Annotated in this window: 17 protein-coding genes; 8 read left to right on the forward strand and 9 right to left on the reverse strand. The window is 39.7% G+C overall.

What is annotated here, in order from left to right; all coding sequences use genetic code 11:
• Positions 1-17 precede the first annotated feature (17 nt).
• Positions 18-767: an ABC transporter permease subunit gene (locus CBS1_RS01825; RefSeq protein ID WP_052107036.1), complete on the forward strand. Its 750-nt coding sequence runs from the start codon at positions 18-20 to the stop codon at positions 765-767.
• Between the two features lie 50 nt (positions 768-817).
• The gene (locus CBS1_RS01830) at positions 818-1,141 is read left to right on the forward strand and encodes a YbjQ family protein (protein WP_033191003.1); all 324 of its coding nucleotides are present in this window, start codon (positions 818-820) and stop codon (positions 1,139-1,141) included.
• 59 nt (positions 1,142-1,200) lie between these two features.
• Here the strand turns inward: CBS1_RS01830 and CBS1_RS01835 are convergent, their stop codons facing one another.
• The gene (locus CBS1_RS01835; RefSeq protein ID WP_033191004.1) at positions 1,201-2,472 is read right to left on the reverse strand and encodes an MFS transporter; all 1,272 of its coding nucleotides are present in this window, start codon (positions 2,470-2,472) and stop codon (positions 1,201-1,203) included.
• A gap of 269 nt (positions 2,473-2,741) precedes the next feature.
• On the opposite strand from CBS1_RS01835, the gene CBS1_RS01840 reads away from it, so the two are divergent.
• Genes CBS1_RS01840 through tusB form a run of 5 tightly spaced genes read left to right on the forward strand, consistent with a single transcriptional unit; the run spans position 2,742 to position 5,063 of the window.
• Positions 2,742-2,984: a sulfurtransferase TusA family protein gene (locus CBS1_RS01840; protein WP_033191005.1), complete on the forward strand. Its 243-nt coding sequence runs from the start codon at positions 2,742-2,744 to the stop codon at positions 2,982-2,984.
• Positions 2,985-3,002: 18 nt separating this feature from the next.
• On the forward strand, positions 3,003-3,998 hold the full coding sequence (tsuA, locus tag CBS1_RS01845) for a thiosulfate transporter TsuA (RefSeq protein WP_033191006.1): 996 nt from the start codon (positions 3,003-3,005) through the stop codon (positions 3,996-3,998).
• A gap of 40 nt (positions 3,999-4,038) precedes the next feature.
• The gene (locus CBS1_RS01850) at positions 4,039-4,392 is read left to right on the forward strand and encodes a DsrE/DsrF/TusD sulfur relay family protein (RefSeq protein ID WP_033191007.1); all 354 of its coding nucleotides are present in this window, start codon (positions 4,039-4,041) and stop codon (positions 4,390-4,392) included.
• Between the two features lie 28 nt (positions 4,393-4,420).
• Positions 4,421-4,777, forward strand: coding sequence for a DsrE family protein (locus CBS1_RS01855; RefSeq protein ID WP_033191008.1), 357 nt, complete (start codon positions 4,421-4,423; stop codon positions 4,775-4,777).
• 10 nt (positions 4,778-4,787) lie between these two features.
• On the forward strand, positions 4,788-5,063 hold the full coding sequence (gene tusB / locus CBS1_RS01860; protein ID WP_033191009.1) for a sulfurtransferase complex subunit TusB: 276 nt from the start codon (positions 4,788-4,790) through the stop codon (positions 5,061-5,063).
• A gap of 60 nt (positions 5,064-5,123) precedes the next feature.
• On the opposite strand, the gene CBS1_RS01865 is transcribed toward tusB, so the two are convergent.
• A complete protein-coding gene (locus CBS1_RS01865) occupies positions 5,124-5,720 on the reverse strand; it encodes a sulfurtransferase TusA family protein (RefSeq protein WP_090222495.1) in 597 nt (198 codons plus the stop codon).
• An 83-nt stretch (positions 5,721-5,803) separates the two neighbouring features.
• Here CBS1_RS01865 and lpdA point away from each other — a divergent pair, with 83 nt between their 5' ends.
• A complete protein-coding gene (lpdA, locus tag CBS1_RS01870; RefSeq protein ID WP_033191011.1) occupies positions 5,804-7,171 on the forward strand; it encodes a dihydrolipoyl dehydrogenase in 1,368 nt (455 codons plus the stop codon).
• A gap of 53 nt (positions 7,172-7,224) precedes the next feature.
• Here the strand turns inward: lpdA and uvrB are convergent, their stop codons facing one another.
• The 7 genes from uvrB to CBS1_RS01905 all read right to left on the reverse strand — a co-directional run bounded on the left by uvrB (position 7,225) and on the right by CBS1_RS01905 (position 17,125).
• Complete coding sequence (gene uvrB, locus CBS1_RS01875) at positions 7,225-9,213, reverse strand: excinuclease ABC subunit UvrB (protein ID WP_033191012.1); 1,989 nt, start codon at positions 9,211-9,213, stop codon at positions 7,225-7,227.
• 56 nt (positions 9,214-9,269) lie between these two features.
• On the reverse strand, positions 9,270-10,973 hold the full coding sequence (locus tag CBS1_RS01880; protein WP_033191013.1) for an Rqc2 family fibronectin-binding protein: 1,704 nt from the start codon (positions 10,971-10,973) through the stop codon (positions 9,270-9,272).
• A gap of 32 nt (positions 10,974-11,005) precedes the next feature.
• Entirely contained in the window at positions 11,006-11,986 is a 981-nt protein-coding gene (locus CBS1_RS01885; RefSeq protein ID WP_033191014.1) for a 2-hydroxyacid dehydrogenase, read from the reverse strand.
• A gap of 174 nt (positions 11,987-12,160) precedes the next feature.
• Entirely contained in the window at positions 12,161-13,369 is a 1,209-nt protein-coding gene (locus CBS1_RS01890; RefSeq protein WP_090222496.1) for an inorganic phosphate transporter, read from the reverse strand.
• Positions 13,370-13,428: 59 nt separating this feature from the next.
• A complete protein-coding gene (locus tag CBS1_RS01895) occupies positions 13,429-14,103 on the reverse strand; it encodes a DUF47 domain-containing protein (protein ID WP_033191017.1) in 675 nt (224 codons plus the stop codon).
• A gap of 83 nt (positions 14,104-14,186) precedes the next feature.
• Entirely contained in the window at positions 14,187-14,975 is a 789-nt protein-coding gene (locus CBS1_RS01900) for an alpha/beta hydrolase (RefSeq protein ID WP_052107037.1), read from the reverse strand.
• Positions 14,972-17,125, reverse strand: a complete 2,154-nt coding sequence (locus tag CBS1_RS01905; protein ID WP_052107038.1) for a beta-galactosidase — start codon at positions 17,123-17,125, stop codon at positions 14,972-14,974. The genes CBS1_RS01900 and CBS1_RS01905 overlap by 4 nt, the downstream gene beginning before the upstream one ends.
• Positions 17,126-17,346: the final 221 nt, after the last annotated feature.

The following is a 17,346-nucleotide window of genomic DNA, read 5'->3' on the forward strand; positions in this document are numbered from 1 at the left end:
TAAAGGTGGTGTGAAAGATGAGGAAAGAGTTTTACGATATGAGAGTGAGATTTTTTGGGGTGTTTATCGTGATTTTAGGGCTCTTCTTTATAGTCGCTCCGTTCCAAAAGTTCACAGTTTCAATGCTTGAAGGTTACTCTGGCAATCCGATGATTGAAAAATTCTTGCCAGGAGCTATGTTGAACAGGCTTAAGGAATGGAACTTCTATATAAATTCTCAGTGGTATGGGAAGAATTTTGGACAGATGGTTGGGATTATAGGTATAATAATGGGATTTCCGCTCTTTGCAAGGGAATTTGAAAATGGTACAATTATCTTCCTGCTTGTCAGAAAACCGCGCAGGTGGATATATTTCACAAAGTTCACGACAGCAGCCATTGCTACGGTTTTATTGATGGTGCTAGGTGCTTTGCTACCGTTAGTCTATTCAGTTGTGGTTGGCAAGGAGTATGCAGTTTCTGTTGTTCCGAAATTCATGGTTCATAACATCTTTGGAGCACTTTTGTGGTATGCTGTAAGTGCATTCTTCTCGGTACTCTTTAACGAACAGGTGAAACCACTTCTTGCATCACTCGGCTTACTTGCGCTAACAACCACGGCTGGGTTGCTTAAACCTTTAAGATACCTCAATACGTTCAGTTACCAGCTTGGGATAAGTGTCTTTGAGAAAGGAAAAGTCGACGTTGGTTATACGTTTGGAGTAATTGTAATAATTTCTTTGTTCGTTGTGGCAGGTTATTTCGTTTTCGAGTGTAAGGAGGTTTAGTTTGAAGAGTTCTTTTGATTGATAGAATTTCTTTCGAAGGAGGGATACAGATGATAGTGGTGACGACTGATTTCGTACCTGGGTATGAAATTGTTGAAACTCTCGGAGTTGTTACTGGGAGCATAGTTAACTCAAAACACTTGGGGAAGGATATCGCAGCTGCCTTTAAGACTTTAGCTGGAGGCGAGATAAAGAGTTATACTGAACTGTTGATAGAAAGCAGGAATATGGCTTTGAAAAGGATGATAGACGAAGCTGAGAAGCTTGGCGCAGATGCTGTTGTTGGATTAAGATTTGGTTCTTCTTCGGTAATGCAAAGTGCGGCAGAAATCCTTGCCTATGGTACGGCTGTAAAGCTAAGAAAGAAGGATTAAGTGAAAAGCCCCGCGGAAAGCGGGGCTTTAATTTTGATGTATCTGTTGTTCGATAACTGTTATTTTCGAACCTTAACATCTCCTCTCTTCACAAACTGGAGTGTGAGTATGGCAAGTAAGAAAAATACCAACGTTAGAATGATGAGTGTATTGTAGCCTATCTTATCGATGAAAAATCCCGCCAGTGGAGGAGCTATGATATTTGCAGCCATTGAGAAGAAGTAATACAAACCTGTGTAACCTCCAACTTTCTCTTCGACGGTCATGTCAACGATTGTTGGTAATGAATTGACATTAACCATCGCCCATCCCAAGCCACCTATTGCAAAAAGTGCAAAGAATACTTTCGTAAGTAAATTCGCGTCTGAAATAAGCCTTGTCGAAACAATAACCCCAAGAAGTATTGCAATTACTATTAACAATCCGATAGTCATCGTTTTCTTTCTACCGATTTTAGAGCCTATGAAACCTGCAGGAATAGCAAAGAGCATGAACGTTAAAGAGAAGAATCCAAGGACGAGCGCTCCTGTGCTCTCTTTGATACCCATTTGGAATTTCGCATAACTTGTGAAGAATGTTTCGAGAGCGTTGTAGCCAATGAACCACAAAAGGATAGATAAAAGCATCATGAGTAAGCTTTTTTCGTTCGATTTGAAAACGTCTCTTAAGTTTTCTGATAATTCAAGCATGGTCTTTTTGTAAACATTCTCAAACCTGATCTTCTCCCCACTTCTAGTGCGGTACTTTTCGTCTTCCTTAATGAAGAGAACAACAAGCAATTGAGAAAAGACCATAACGATTGCACCGACATAGAATGGAAGTGAATAATGCTTGTCGTAAAGCGGTTTGCCTGCAAAAAACGCAAGTAATGCACCAACACCGCCCATGAAATTTATAACTCCATTTGCTTGGCTTCTATATTCGGAAGGAGTTATGTCCGGCATAAGTGCGATAACGGGCGAGCGGAAGAGAGCCATGAAGAAGTTCATGAAGATGATATTGAGCATCATCAACCACAACAGTTGCCAGGCTCTTGTTAGTGGTATCAGTGCAAAGGTAATCGCCGAAAGTGGTGCACCAACGAGTATATAGGGCATGCGCCTTCCGAGTTGTGTTCTGGTTTGGTCACTGAGAACACCGATAAGTGGAAGCATGATGATCGCAAAGATGTTGTCAATGGTCATCACAAATCCGATAAGTGTGGACGACAAATTAAAGTCTTTGAGAAATATCGGAACATACGAGTTGTACAGTGGCCATAACAAACTGATACCAAAAAAGCCAAATCCAAGCAGAAGTAACTTTGTGAATGAAAACTTTGTGCTCTTCATACCTCATCCCCCCTATAAGAGATTTGCGTGAACATAGAGACAATACGATTATACAACAAATATTAAATTTCCTATCCTTCTTGCCTCCCCAATTCGGTTCCAACGAAATCTTGAGCGCAGCGATTGTGAAAAAAGTCATTTGTAAAATTTACCAAACTGTAACATGTAAATGATTGCGTTTGTTACCATGGTTTGGTTTAATATAATTGGAAAGTGAAAAAAATCTCAAAGTGGGTGGAGCCCACAAAATAAAAGAGGGAGGGACTTTTATGGCGAAATATGCAGTTACAAAGTCATTAGACGTCAGGGGAGAAGTTTGTCCAGTTCCGGATGTAGAAACAAAGAGAGCACTCAAGGATATGAAACCTGGTGAAATCCTTGAAGTTTGGGTCGATTATCCAATGTCGAAAGAAAGAATTCCCGAAACCGTCAAGGCAATGGGACATGAAGTTCTTGAAATTGAAGAAGTTGGTCCAAGTGAATGGAAAATATACATAAAAGTAAATGGCTGATAACAGGGGTGAATTGATATGGCTTGGTCAGGGTTAATAATTGGTCTCATTTTCGGTGTGATTTTGCAAAGAGGACGCGTGTGTTTTAACTCTGCTTACAGAGACCTTGTTTTCTTCAAAGATAACTATTTGATGAAACTTTATACGTTCGCTGTTGGGCTCGAGGCTATTCTTTTCGTTCTTTTTGCTCAATTCGGTCTTATTACGCTCAATCCGAAACCAATAAATCTCGTTGGTAACACACTTGGTGCCTTTACATTTGGTTTAGGTATGGTTCTTGCAGGCGGTTGTGCTTCTGGTGTTACATACAGAACAGGTGAGGGTCTAACAACTGCTTGGTTTGCTGCTTTAATATACGGTTTGACAGCTACTTCCGTAAAGGGTGGAGCACTAAAGTTCATATCAAACTGGCTTGGACAATTCAACAAAACCGTTGAAAATCACGTTTCAAGCATATACAAGCCACAATCTGGTTTGACACTTCCAGACGTCTTCCACATTAATCCTTTGGTAATGGCTATTATTTTTGCTGCAATCCTCTGGGTTTATGCATTTGGAACAAAGACAACAAACAGGGAAACGAAGCTTTCTTGGAAGGTTGCAGCAGTGCTCTTGGCGATACTTGCACCGTTTGCCTGGTGGACAAGTCAGAAAGCTGGAAGAATGTACGGACTTGGTATTACTGGTGGTTGGATCAATTTGATAAAGAGTTTTACAACAGGTGAAGCACTTAGCTGGGAAGGTTTTGAGATAATAGGTATAATCATTGGTGCTGCAATTTCGGCTGTGCAAGCCAAGGAGTTCAAACTAAGAATGCCAAAACAGCCAAAGACATACGTCCAGGTAATGATCGGTGGAGTTCTTATGGGACTTGGTGCGGCAATGGCCGATGCTTGTAACATTGGCCACGCTCTCACAGGTGTTGGACTTATGGCAGTCTCCTCGATAATTGCAACAGTCTTCTTTATGCTTGGAAACTGGACAATGGCTTGGTTCTTGTTTGGAAGAAAATAAGCAAGTCGATCATTTTATGTGAATTTGAGGAGTTGATATAATGAAGATAGCAATTCAAGTGATGGTTCCCCCTTACACGTACCAGGATTTGGATACAGCTATCCATATCGCAGAAGCTGCACTAAAAAGAGGTCACGAGGTTACTATATTCTTGTTCGCAGATTCAGTTCTCTCAATTAATTCTAAGGTTAAGCCGATAAGAACTGACAGGAATATACCTGAGAAAATGAAAGAGCTGGCAGCTAAAGGTGTACGTATTGAAATCTGTGGTATTTGTATGGATTACCGAGGAGTAACAGAAGATATGATAGTCGAAGGCTCAAGACCAAGTGGCTTACCTGAACTGGCAAGTCTTTTTGCTAACTGTGACAGGTTCATAAGCCTTATGGCTTAATGATTATGGCATGTTGGGTGGTGAAATAATGGCTAAGAAATTACTATTCGTTGTATACCAATCCCCAGTAGGTTCAATTTGGGTTAATGAAGCGTTTAGAACAGCTTTCGGAATGTACGGAGAAGACCTTGAACCAGCAGTTCTCTTGATGAACGAAGCAACTGTTGCAGTAAGACCGACGTGTAAGCCAGAATGTCTCGGCCTTCTTCCTATCAGCATGGTGAAAAGATACTTAGCAAGGTACGGCACACCTGTCTATGTAGTTAAGGAAGATGCCGAAAGAATGAAGGTTACAGAGGTTGATCCAGAATACGGTGCACAGTTTGTAAGCAAGGCAGAGCTCTCGAAGCTTTTCCATGAGTACGATTACGTTGTTTTTATGTGAGGTGAATGAAATGGCTTTGATACTTGTGAAATACGGTGTCGATAATCCGGCCGAGAGAGTAAAATTGGAGATTGCTAATGAGAACGATAAGGTAGTCCTTATTCAAAATGGTGTTTTTTTTGCAGTTGTTGAGGATGTTACAAAGCTGACAAAAGCAGAAGTGTACGCACTTAAGAACGATCTTGAAGCAAGAGGATTTTGTACAGCCGATGTCAAAAACGTCAAACTTATAGATTACGATGGATTAGTGGAATTGATTGAGAAAGAAGAGAAATTCATAGGTTAATTTCTTCACAAGAAGGGAAAAATCAAAGCGGTGGTCAACCACCGCTTTTAATTAACAGTATTATTCGCTGGTATTTGTCTTTTTCACCTTGATGTAAATATAGAAGTTTCCTTGATTATCGATAGTTCTTCCGATTAATTCGTGTCCAAGTTGTTCGACTCTATTTGGGATCCTTTCAGCCGAAAGTGGATAGTCGACTATAACGAGTAGGATTTTGCCATCTTCCAACTCTGATAATACTTGCTGTGTTGTGAGGTCTGGAACAGGACACATTTCACCTCGCATATCTAATACATAATCAGGCTCACCGGATATTTGGACTATGGGTCTACTTTCAATTTCGCAAGCGGCAAGGTTTTCACAGAATCTGCCTTCAGCGTTAAGTTTATTGATGAAATTGATAGCGTACTGGAGAATTTTGTAAACTTCCTCCGAGGAGAAATCGAACATTTCTATGCCTTTTACAATTCTGGAATTTAGAATACCGGCTTCTTTTAAAGACTTAAGGTATCTGTAAGTTGTTGATATGTCAAGTCCTACGATCTTCGACACCTCTGTCGCGGTCTGGTTGTTGTCGTAGACCGCCATCAATATCTCTAAGCGTTTTTGATTGGCAAGTATTTTGAATAGATTCTCAAGTGTTAGTTTCTTTTTCATGTTCTTCCTCCAAGCTTGAAAGATTAATAGGTCGTCATTATAATTATTATAACACGAATAAACTGAATAAAGGAGTGGTGGAGATGGTTTTTGATACAGTTGTTATCGGTGGTGGCCCTGGTGGATATGTTTGCGCTATAAAGCTTGCACAGTACGGAAAAAAAGTAGCACTTATCGAAAAGGAAAATCTCGGAGGTACCTGTACGAATTGGGGTTGTATACCAACAAAGGCACTTCTAACAGCTACACACCTGCTCGATGAATCGAAAGAGAAAGCAAGTAAATTAGGTCTAAAAATAAGTGTTGAAGGGTTTGACCTTGCTGGGATTATGGCTCACGCAAACAAAAGCATTATGATGTCAAGGAAAGGTATAGAATTCCTTATGAAGAAAAACAACGTCACCGTTGTGAAGGGAACAGCGGAGGTAGTTAATAGGAAAAAGGTGAGGATTAAGGAAAGTGGCGAAGAGCTCGAATGTGAAAATCTTGTTCTTGCTCACGGTTCTGTTCCAACGATTTTTCCACCGTTCAGTGAAGTCGAAGGTATATGGACAAGTAACGACGTGTTCTTAATGAAAGAACTACCATCATCGTTGTTGATTGTCGGTGGTGGAGTTATTGGTGTCGAATTCGCAACGTTCTTCAGCTCACTAGGTGTAAAGGTCAAAATCGTTGAATTGGCTGATCATATACTTCCTTACGAAGACGACGACGTAGCGGACGAGGTCAAGAAGTCATTCGCAAGGAAAGGTGTAGAAATAAAAGAGAAAGCGAAAGTGACAGGTGTGAAAATAGTCAGCAACGGTTACGAGGTAACAGTTGTTGATAGTGAAGGTAAGGAGGTAATTTCGGTAGTTGATAAAGTACTTGTTGCAGTTGGAAGAAGGCCGAATATTCCGGAAGATGTTAAGAATCTCGGCGTTGAAATAGAAAGAGGGATTAAAACTGATTTAAGGATGAGAACAAATATCGAAGGTGTTTATGCGATAGGAGACGTAAGAGGTCAAATTATGCTTGCGCATGTTGCGGCGTACGAAGGTGTTGTTGCAGCAAAGAATATCGCTGGAATTGAAGCAGAGATGGACTACTCTGCTGTTCCATCGATAATCTTTACGAATCCAGAGGTAGCATCGACGGGTTTGAGAGAAAAGGATGTGGATAGAGAAAAGGTCAAGATATTCAAATTCCCACTCTCTGCAAATGGTAGAGCAAGGACAATGCTTGAGAATATAGGCTTTGTAAAAGTGATAGCAGATAAGAACGACGATACAGTACTAGGTATGTCAATTGTTTCTCCAGTTGCAACAGAACTCATCATGGAAGGAGTAATAGCTGTGAGGAATAAGCTCAGAGCACATCAACTTGAAGAATCGATCCATCCACATCCGACACTGAGCGAAACTATCTTAGGTGCACTTGAAGGGATTACAGACAAACCAATTCACCTGTGATACGCTTTACTGAATCAGTGTATCAAAAAAGGGGCGAACGCCCCTTTTTAATTTTATTTCTTGTCTTTGAGTTCTTCCCTAACTCTGAATAATTCATCCCTAATTCTTGCCGCATCTTCGTAACGCAGTTCTGAAGCGGCTTTGTACATTTCTTCCTCAAGTAATGCGACGTAGTCTTCCAATGGTAAGGATTCTTTCAGCGCGAAGATGCTATCTTCGTACACTTTGTAGAATTCCTCTTCTTTATCTCGAAAAGGTGCAAATATATCTTCCATTAGAGGTTTCACTATGGTCTGTGGCTGGATACCGTTTTTAAGGTTGTATTCTATCTGTATTTTCCTTCTTCTATTTGTCTCATCGATTGCTCTTTGCATTGCAGGAGTTATTCTGTCGGCGTACATGATAACCTTTCCATTTTCATTTCGGGCTGTTCGGCCTATGATTTGTATGAGCGTGGTTTCACTTCTCAAGAATCCTTCAGTGTCAGCATCAAGTATCGCCACGAGCGATACTTCCGGAAGGTCTAAACCTTCTCTCAGTAAGTTAACTCCTACAACAACATCCACTTCTCCCGAACGCAATTTTTTGAGCACTTCGAATCTCTTTATCGCATCAAGTTCAGAATGTAGATACAAGGCACGGATATTAAATTCTACGAGATATTCAGCAAGCATTTCAGCTGTTTTCTTGGTCAAAACAGTAACGAGCGCACGTTCACCACGCTTTTTGACTTCTACTATTTCTTTCACCAAATCATCGACTTGGTACCTTGTTGGTCTTACTTCGACAAGTGGGTCGATAAGTCCGGTTGGCCTGATGATTTGCTCGACAATCTGCTCAGATACCTCCATTTCAAATGGTCCAGGGGTGGCAGACACAAAAATTACCTGGTTCACTTTTGAAAGGAATTCCTCGAATTTGAGAGGTCTGTTGTCGTACGCACAAGGCAATCTAAAGCCATATTCAACAAGGCTTTTCTTTCTTGACATCTCACCGTGGTACATGGCTCTGAGTTGTGGAATCGTGATGTGGGACTCATCTATGAACACAATGTAATCTTCATCGTAGTAATCAAGCAGCGAGTATGGTGGCTCGCCAGGTTGCCTGCCATCGAAGTGGCGTGAGTAATTTTCGATACCAGTGCAGTAGCCTAAAGTACTCAGTAACTCGATGTCGTTCATCGTTCTTTGATAAAGTCTTTGAGCTTCAAGTTCTTTACCTTGTCTTCTCAATTCCGCAAGCCTTTCCTCAAGTTCTTCTTTTATACCTTTCACAGCTATTGCTATCTTTTCTTCCGTGGTGACGTACTCCTTTGCTGGATAGATGGTTATTCTGTCCAGTCGCTCTATTATTTCTCTGTTCAGCCTGTCAAATGTATAAATTCTATCAATTTCGTCACCAAAGAACTCGATATGAATACCTTCATCTTGATACGTCGGAAAAATTTCGAGCGTATCGCCACGAAATCGAAAGCTACCAGTCAGCCCGATGTCTTCTTTTCTCTCGTATCCTATACGTACTAAGTGTTTGAGCAAGTCGTTGAGTTTAACACGCTCTCCAACTGTGAGTTTTATGTTTAGAGTATCAAAATCGCGTGGATCACCACATGCGTATATCGCTGAAACACTTGCAACAACTATAACATCCCTTCTGGTCATTATGGATTTTATAGCACTCATTCTCATCCTTGCGATGACTTCGTTAATATCAGCGCTCTTTTCTATGTAAAGGTCTTTCGTGGGTACGTAAGCTTCCGGCTGGTAATAATCGTAGTAGCTTATGAAAAACTCGACCTTGTTATTTGGAAAGAAAGACTTGAACTCTGTATACAACTGTGCAGCTAAAGTTTTATTCGGTGATATTACCAGAACCGGTCTTTCTATCTCTTTTATCACATTCGCCATAGTAAACGTCTTCCCGCTTCCTGTGACGCCTATAAGCGTTTGGAAGCGGTAGCCTTTTTTTAGACCTTCTACTAACTTTTCTATTGCCTGCGGTTGGTCACCAGCAGGGCTGTAATCGCTAACAAGTTCGTATAACATAGTCTCACCTTCATACTAATTCTTTTTTCAGTTCGAATTTATGATTATTTGAATGCTTACTTACTTTGCTGAAACCTTTCATCAGGAGTTACAAAGAGAGTTTTAAAATTTGAATAAAGCACAAGTCCTGGTTTAAAGCCCTTGGGCTTTTTCACGTACTTTATGTACGTGTAATCAACCGGTACCTTTGTAGAATACTTTCCCTTGCTGAACTGAGCAGCTAACTTTGCCGCGTATAAAAGAACGTCTTCTTCAACGGGCTTACCATTTGTTTTTATAACAACATGTGCGCCCGGCATACCCTGAACGTGTAGCCATATGTCATGCTCACTTGATTTTCTAACCAGTTCGTCGTTCTGCTTGTTGTTTCGCCCTACTAATATTGTGAATCCGTTGTATAAATACTTCCTAGGTTCTGACTTTGTGTGTTCTATCTTCGATTTGTTGCCCTTCTTTTTGTGCTTGCTTTTTATCAAGTCATTTTCAATCATCTCATCTTCTATTTCTTCTAAATCTTCCAAAGTTTCGGCATTCTCTATGGTATCCTGCAACTGCCTTAAGTAATCCAATTCCTTTCTAAGTATGTTTTCGCGTTCTTTCAAACCTTCTGCCTTCTTCTTCAGTTTGTTGTACAGTTTGAAATATTTCACGCTATTTTCAATTGGTGAAAGATGAGTCTCTAGTGGAACTGACACGTTTTCATTCGTTTCCCAATCAAATAGCTCTACTTCGCAACCACCATGAGGAATTTGATAACTGTAAGCTTTTATCAGTTCTCCGTATTTTCTGTACTTCTCAGCTTCCAAACATTCTTCTTTCTCCTTTTCAATCTGAGCCAGCAGCTCTTCCAGTGAGGAAATTCGGCTATTAACAATGCTTAACAGTTGGGAGCGCTTTTGAATTAATTTGTCTTTATTCTCGACAAAGTCAAAGTACTCATTTATACATGCGATAACATCATCACATCTCTTTAAATCATTGTATTTGTGTAACCTGAATGCAGAGATATCCGTCGGTTGCTCGTTTTCATAGTATATATAGACGCTTTTTTGTTTAATTTCTTCCAGTATACTTAAAAGTCCAACAACTAATTTTTCTAATTCTCTTTCAGTGATATGTGATACCGGTTTGTCTTCCAATTCTGAGCGCAAAAGCAATTCTTCTGCCGTTTGTTTTGAAAATCCTTGAACTGTTGAATAGATAAATTCCGAAATCATTCGCTGTTTGTTTTGGAATTTCTCAAGAGCACTTTTCAGCTTTTCAAATGTTACCTCATCTATCGGGAGTTTCTCCGAGCTGAAAAGTGTGAATTGTTCGCCCGGGAAGATGTTCCTAACACGTGTTTCTATCCTTTTGTAAGCGTCTATTATAATACCGTTTTCAACAAAAATAGCGTTTGAATGCTTTCCCATGATATCGAAATACAGTTCGTACTCATGCTTCTCGCCAATTTCATCTATTTTGCGCAATTTCATTATCATTGTTCTTTCATACGCATTCGTAGTAAGTTCATGAACTCTTGCCCCACGTATTCTGCTACGTAGTAGTTCGACAAAAGTATGTTTGTCTGGTTCTTTAACTATATGATTCGTAAATGAGACGTGCGAATAATTTGGATTCAACGAAACTTTTAAGTCACCCTCATCGAAGGAGAAATAAATCACCTTGTCGTAAAGGTAGATGTTCCTTACGTTCTTTCCCAGAATTAAATCTCTGATCTTTTCCACAACTGTTTTCATAACAAAGCCGTCGAATGGCATTTATATACCCCTCTCCATTGCTCTAATATTTATCAATACTCGTTTTTAAGATCCACGATGTTCTTTGGCATTCCACCAGCGAGGATTCTCCTAAGATTTTCGATCGTTTCATCTATTCGTCCAATTTGTCCTTCTATTGTGAAACCTCCAACATGTGGTGAAATGACCACGTTCTTGAAGGTATGGATTGGATACCGTGATGGCAACTGGACTGAATGGTCTGCATCCGGATATAGGTACCAAGTATCAACTGCGGCACCCGCAAGAATGCCGTTTTTAAGCCCGTAGTAAAGCGCCTCCTCTTCGATTATTTGCCCACGACCAACATTTATTAGGAACTTTCCTTGCATTTGTAATATAAGTTCTTTGTTTATAAGGTGATATGTTTCTTTTGTAAGTGGGAGTGCAATGAAGATAATCTTGCCGAAATTTATAGCCTCTTCCAAGTTGTTTGTTACGTAATTTACTCCGTCAACTGGTTCCACCGTCTTTTTAAATCCCATAATCTCGCATTCAAAACCAGATAGTAGCTTTGCCAAATGCCGTCCAATTGTGCCAAGACCAAGGATTGTAACGCGCTTTCCTTGTAGCGAAAACCAAAAATCCTCGGGTTTTGAACCAGATTCATAACCATGCCAAATACCTTTGGAAAGGTCGTTATGGTATTCAACGATTCTTCCCATGAGTGCAAGTGCCAAACCTAAAGCTCTTTCAGCAACGATCTTCCCATTACCATGGTTGTTCGCAACAATTACACCTCTTTCAGCCAACAAATCTATAGGAAGCCCGTTCACACCTGCCCAAGGAACTAAGACAAATTTTAAGTTTCTGGCATTGATAACTTGCTCTGGTGATAAGCCACCTGCTACAACTACATCCGCCTCACCGATGTACCTTTGGGCATCTTCTCTGTCCTTTGCAATAACGAATAAATCGTTCGGGAATTCCTTTTTCAAGTCATTTACTCGTTCAACGAAATAGTCGATCATTTTTGTAAGGAAAAGAACCGTCATGTCCTTATCCTCCCTTTGGGTTCAATTTTTTAGTATGCCTACTAAACAATATTATACCGCACTTTTTCAGCTTGATAATCTTGCTTTTATTGGTACGCGAAACTAAAAAATGTCCCCTTATTGGGGACGAGATTAACTGTATTGACGTTCAAGATAATAAGCAATTCATGTAACTTAGAAAACGCGAGTGAATAAAAGATAAAGAATGGCACTTACTCCGGCTGAGAAAGGAACGGTAACAAACCAGGATATAAGGATATCTTTAAGAATTCCAAGGTTTACAACCTCGATACCTCTTGCTAAACCAACACCTGTCACAGCACCGACAACCGTATGAGTTGTACTTATCGGAAAACCGAATATCGATGACAAAAGAACTGTTGTAGCTGTTCCAAAATCGACAGAAAAGCCTCTTGTATTATTCAGTTCAGTTATATTGTGCCCAATCGTTTCCATAACCTTGTATCCGTATAACAGCACTCCAAGAGCAATACCTAACCCACCTATGAACAGTATGTATCGGGGAATCTCAATGCTTGAAATATTTGTCGTTTGGTTGTTCTTTATCATGAAGATTAGTGCTATGGGACCGACAGCGTTTGCCACATCATTAGCACCATGCGAAAAGCACACATAAGCGGAGGTCAGCACTTGAACTTTTTTAAAGATATTCTCGACAGCTTGGTATTCATCTAACTGATTATTGTTCAGTCTTTTCCTCACGAGTAGATAAGATACTGTGAAAGCCAATGCAAAGAATAGCAATCCAATTAGTAGTGAAGAATTGTAAGGTTTTTTAAGTGTTTTGAGTGAAAAAAGGAAGGAGATGAGGAAGAAGGTGAAACCAACTAAGACTGGGGCAACTTTCTTTGCGGCATTCAAAGGACTCGAACGGTGAAGTATCGTTAAAACTATTATCTTAAATACTATAAAAGCCAAAATGCCTCCCACTACCGGAGAAATGAACCAAGACAGTACAATTTTTAGCAATTTTGACCAGTATACGACCTTAACCCCACCGCTTACCAATCCAAATCCTATCATGCCACCTATTATCGAATGTGTTGTTGAAACGGGCATACCAAAAACCGTAGCGAGCATCACCCATATTCCAGCTGATAACAACGCAGCTATTGCACCGTAGATAACATGGTTGGGATTTGTAATATGTTCTATCGCCACTATACCACTTGCTATGGTCTTTGTAACTGTAGCACCGAACATAACAGCGCCGAGAAACTCAAGAAATGAAGCAAGAAGGGCAGCCTGTTTTGGCGTTATTGCCTTTGCTCCTACGGCAGTAGCCATACCATTGGCCACATCGTTTGCCCCTATGGCAAATGCCATGAACATTCCAACAAGCACCGCGAAGAGTGTGATCACGCTCTTTTCCCTCCTCTGTAGCATGAAATTTCTCGATTTCAGTTGTAGTGAATTAAATTTCACATGTGTGTTATCATTCTGATTCTTTCAACAGCGTTTTTCGCTCTATCTTCTATCCTCATGAGAAGTATAACCAGGTTGTTTAAGAACATGATGTCAACAGGGTTCATTTCATGTTTCTTTGCAAACAATTTTTTTCCAAGCGCCAAGCCAAGTCTGTCTGATGAGCGTTCTTCTGATTCAACTGTCTCCACACTTTTGTCTTCCTTTTCTATTTCCTTTGGTGAAAATCCTGATTCGACTACTGTTTTCAGTTCTTGAACTGTTTCGTTCATGTGTTCCACACTTTTTCTAACAACATCCGCAAGTTCCAAAATGGCAGACTTTATTTCTTCCGATACGTTTTCTATTTGGTTGATTGTCAGAACTTTCACAACATCGTCTGTTAAGTCAATTATCGCATCTACGTTGTGGAGTATATCAAGAAAATCGGATTTATTGAAATAAGTCCATTTGAGTTTGCTATATATATCCCTTAGCTGGAGCTTGAGTTGGTCAGCATCGTGTTCCAATTTGTCAACTTCGCTAAACTGTTCATCAATTGGCATGTTATTGAAGTATTTTTCAACCGCTGCATACATTAAATAAGCTGCGGAGACACAAAGTTTTGAATGTTCGCACAACAATTCAAGAGGCGAACGGTAAGGAATTAGCTTTTGGAAAATGTTTGCCATCTGTCCACTCCTTTCCTAAAAGTATAAGTAGTTTTAGTTGCCGAAAGAATTATAACACACGAAGAAGGTTTTCAAAGCACGAGTTATTTAATTCTACTTAGATTTTTCTTTTCAAGTTGATATTCACTTAAGAATTCTTCGATAGCTTTAATTACGATACTTGTCTGCTCATATCCGCTAATTTTGGCTGGTCTATCACCTCGTTGCATTCCGTAACTTCCAAATTGTGCATGATTACCACCGAGTATTTCAACAAATCTTGTTGACTTAGGAAAAAGAATCTTCTTTTCATTAATTTCACTTGGTGGTAGTACACCATCTTCAGAGCCATAGATACATAGCGCTTGTATCGGCAAATGAGAGATATCTTTTGAAGGGTAAGATGCCAAGAATATAATGCCTTTAACAGCATTTCCAATTAGTTCGGGATGCTTGACCAAAAACTCAGAAGCGGCAACACCCCCAAGGGAGTGGCCAGCAAGGAACCATTCGAAATTCGTAAACCGATAGTCGTCTATAACCTTTTTTGCTGCATTGATGTCAAAAATGGCAAAACTCATAGGAACTTTTAGAATCACCACCGTTATCCCTTTTTCCGCAAGCCTATAACCAAGAGGTGCATAAGCAACGTAATCAACGTGTCCTCCTGGGTAGAAGATAATTCCCACACTTTCAAAATCCTTCTTCTTGGAGTTTTTGGGAATGAAGTAGATGTTCTTTTCCTGAATTACCTCGACGTAGTTTGATGATTGCAAATATTGTTTCGCCTCAGCTGTCGGTCTCAAAGGACTGTAAGCCCAGGCAATGAAAAAAACAACGAGTGCCGTTAAAAAACTTAAAAGAACGTAAGGTATCCATTTTTTTCTTTTCACAGTTCGGACCCTCCATGTTGATTCGGTATCTTTTCAAAAAGAATTCCCTTCGATGAAATCTTCTTTGTTCCAATATCTATTTCATCAACCATTATTCTAACTTCTTTCGGAAAATTGTCTATATTAACAATGAGTAAAAACCTCTGCTGTGTTTTAACGTTCTCCATAACGAATGGAAGAGCTCCAATTGCGTTTCTGGAATCTGTAAAAATCTTTATTCTGGGCTTAAATTCTAGAAGTTCAAGGACATGTTCGAAAAAGTTAAAATTTGCATTTAAGTGTGTGGTGATAACAACAGCATTCTTATTTTTTAAAAATACTGAGCATACCGCATTCACCTGAGTAACATGGGCCAGAGTTGCAAGAGAAGTATTGCCATCATCATTATCAGGGATAAGTATTTCACGCGCCCAGTCGGTTCTGAATTCGCGGAACAGATTGCCCGATGAACTTACAGAAAGATAAAAATGTGGAGCTGCAAAAAACTCTCTGCCCGGTTGGATTCTTAGAAAATCTATCAGAAGAGTACATAAGTCACCGTCTTCGTCGAATATGGGAAGGTCACCGTATATTATAGCCTTACCACCAGCACTTATGAAATCCACAATCTTCTGTTGAACTTCTTTTGACATATACCTAGCTGAAGGAACAATTAAGATTTCGCTACTGCTAAGGGCTGAGTGTTCTAAGTCTACGAATTTATATCTATACCCCATAATAAAAAGAGTTTTCAAAAAACTATCCCATAGATTATATCCTCTAAGAATCTCTATATTAGAACGTTTTTCTTTGTCGGATCCGTATGAGTACTCAGTTCTGTAGTATTCATCTAGGTAAGCGACTGTTATATTGTCGTACATTAACGAAAATTCATTACCTAAATTACGCTCAAGCATGAAAAGAAAGTTGTTAGCGAACTTTATATAATCATACGTATAATCGAGCTGGCCATTTGGTTTTACAGGTGCTGCAAACCCGTGTTCCTCCCCGGTGAACGCTATCCGGGCATTTCCGTCCTTTACGTCGTTCTTTAACTTTGGATTTATTCCACCTGAAAAAAGGTAGTAGTTCAGAAACCTGTTACCTTGAATGTATGAAACAATTGCCTTGTGCAATGTGGCGTTTGGATCAATTCTCTCACCTAAGTTGTTTCCATAATCTCCACTTCCGCATTCAAATTCCATAACTCCAAATGGTTTTCTTGTTATTGACCTGAGTACTTCATTTATGTTCCACAAATCGGTGACGTTTTTTATAGTGTAATCCCCTAGGTAAATATCTGTTGCAGGTATTACATTGTCCAGAATGAATGTATTCCTGAGTTGCGAAATACCTATTGGAAAAGTGTGAGCCCTTCCTCCTGAAGTACCGTGTATGTTCACAATGAATGGAACTTGTATCCCTTTACTCCAGAACATATCTCTGAGGTTTTTAACATAATTCCCGAAATCGTAGCGTGAGAATAGGGAATAATCTGATACGAATTTCCGTACAAACTCATCACCAGGTGTACGCAGACGTTCAAAAGTTTCAGTGCTTTTAATAAGTTCAAAACCATATCTGTAGAAGTCATTATAGCGTTCTAATAACCAGTCTATGAACTTTCCCAATGTAAAATCCGAAAGATCTGGTGTATTATTAACCCACTGAAGCATTCCTATTTCATTGTCCAATTGGACAGCTACGATGTTACCTCCGTTTTGGACAAGCCTCGGTCGAATTATGTCAGCCACCACGGTATACCATCTATCAACTTCTGAGAGGAAATCTGGATGGTTGTAGATAACTTGTGCACCTTCAACTTTCCTGTTGTTCCAAGTAATCGGGATAACATGAGGCTTTTCTTCGTATACCCAATAAGGAATACCTTCGTTTTTCAGTTCGGCCATCACAAATGGTCCTGGACGAGCGATGAAGTACATATCATATTCTGCAACCAGCTCAATAAATCTCGCAACATCATATTGACCAGAAAAATCGTATTCACCTTTATTTTCTTCATGTACCAACCAAGGAATATAAGAAGCCAACGCTTGAAATCCTGCATTCTTTGCCTTTAAAATACGATCTTCCCAATCTTTTGGAGAGACTCGAAAATAATGAATTTCTGCAATATTCAAAAACTTCGCTCCTAAGGTGATTTTACTCATTTTAAATACCTCCCAATCCAGAGTACAAAAAATACAACCACATTTTATCACTCAGCTGTAGAAGTGGAAAACGAAGACAAAATGAGCTAATGTGTGTGCTGAAGAGATTTTGGTACATATTTGAATTCATTTGTTTAAGGATTAGAAAAATGGTGAAATTAATCGAAACGTTTAACTGAAATTATGTGATATACTTCATAATAGCATTGGGCAACGGAGGT

This window comes from Fervidobacterium changbaicum, from assembly GCF_004117075.1.
GTDB classification, from domain to species: domain Bacteria; phylum Thermotogota; class Thermotogae; order Thermotogales; family Fervidobacteriaceae; genus Fervidobacterium; species Fervidobacterium islandicum.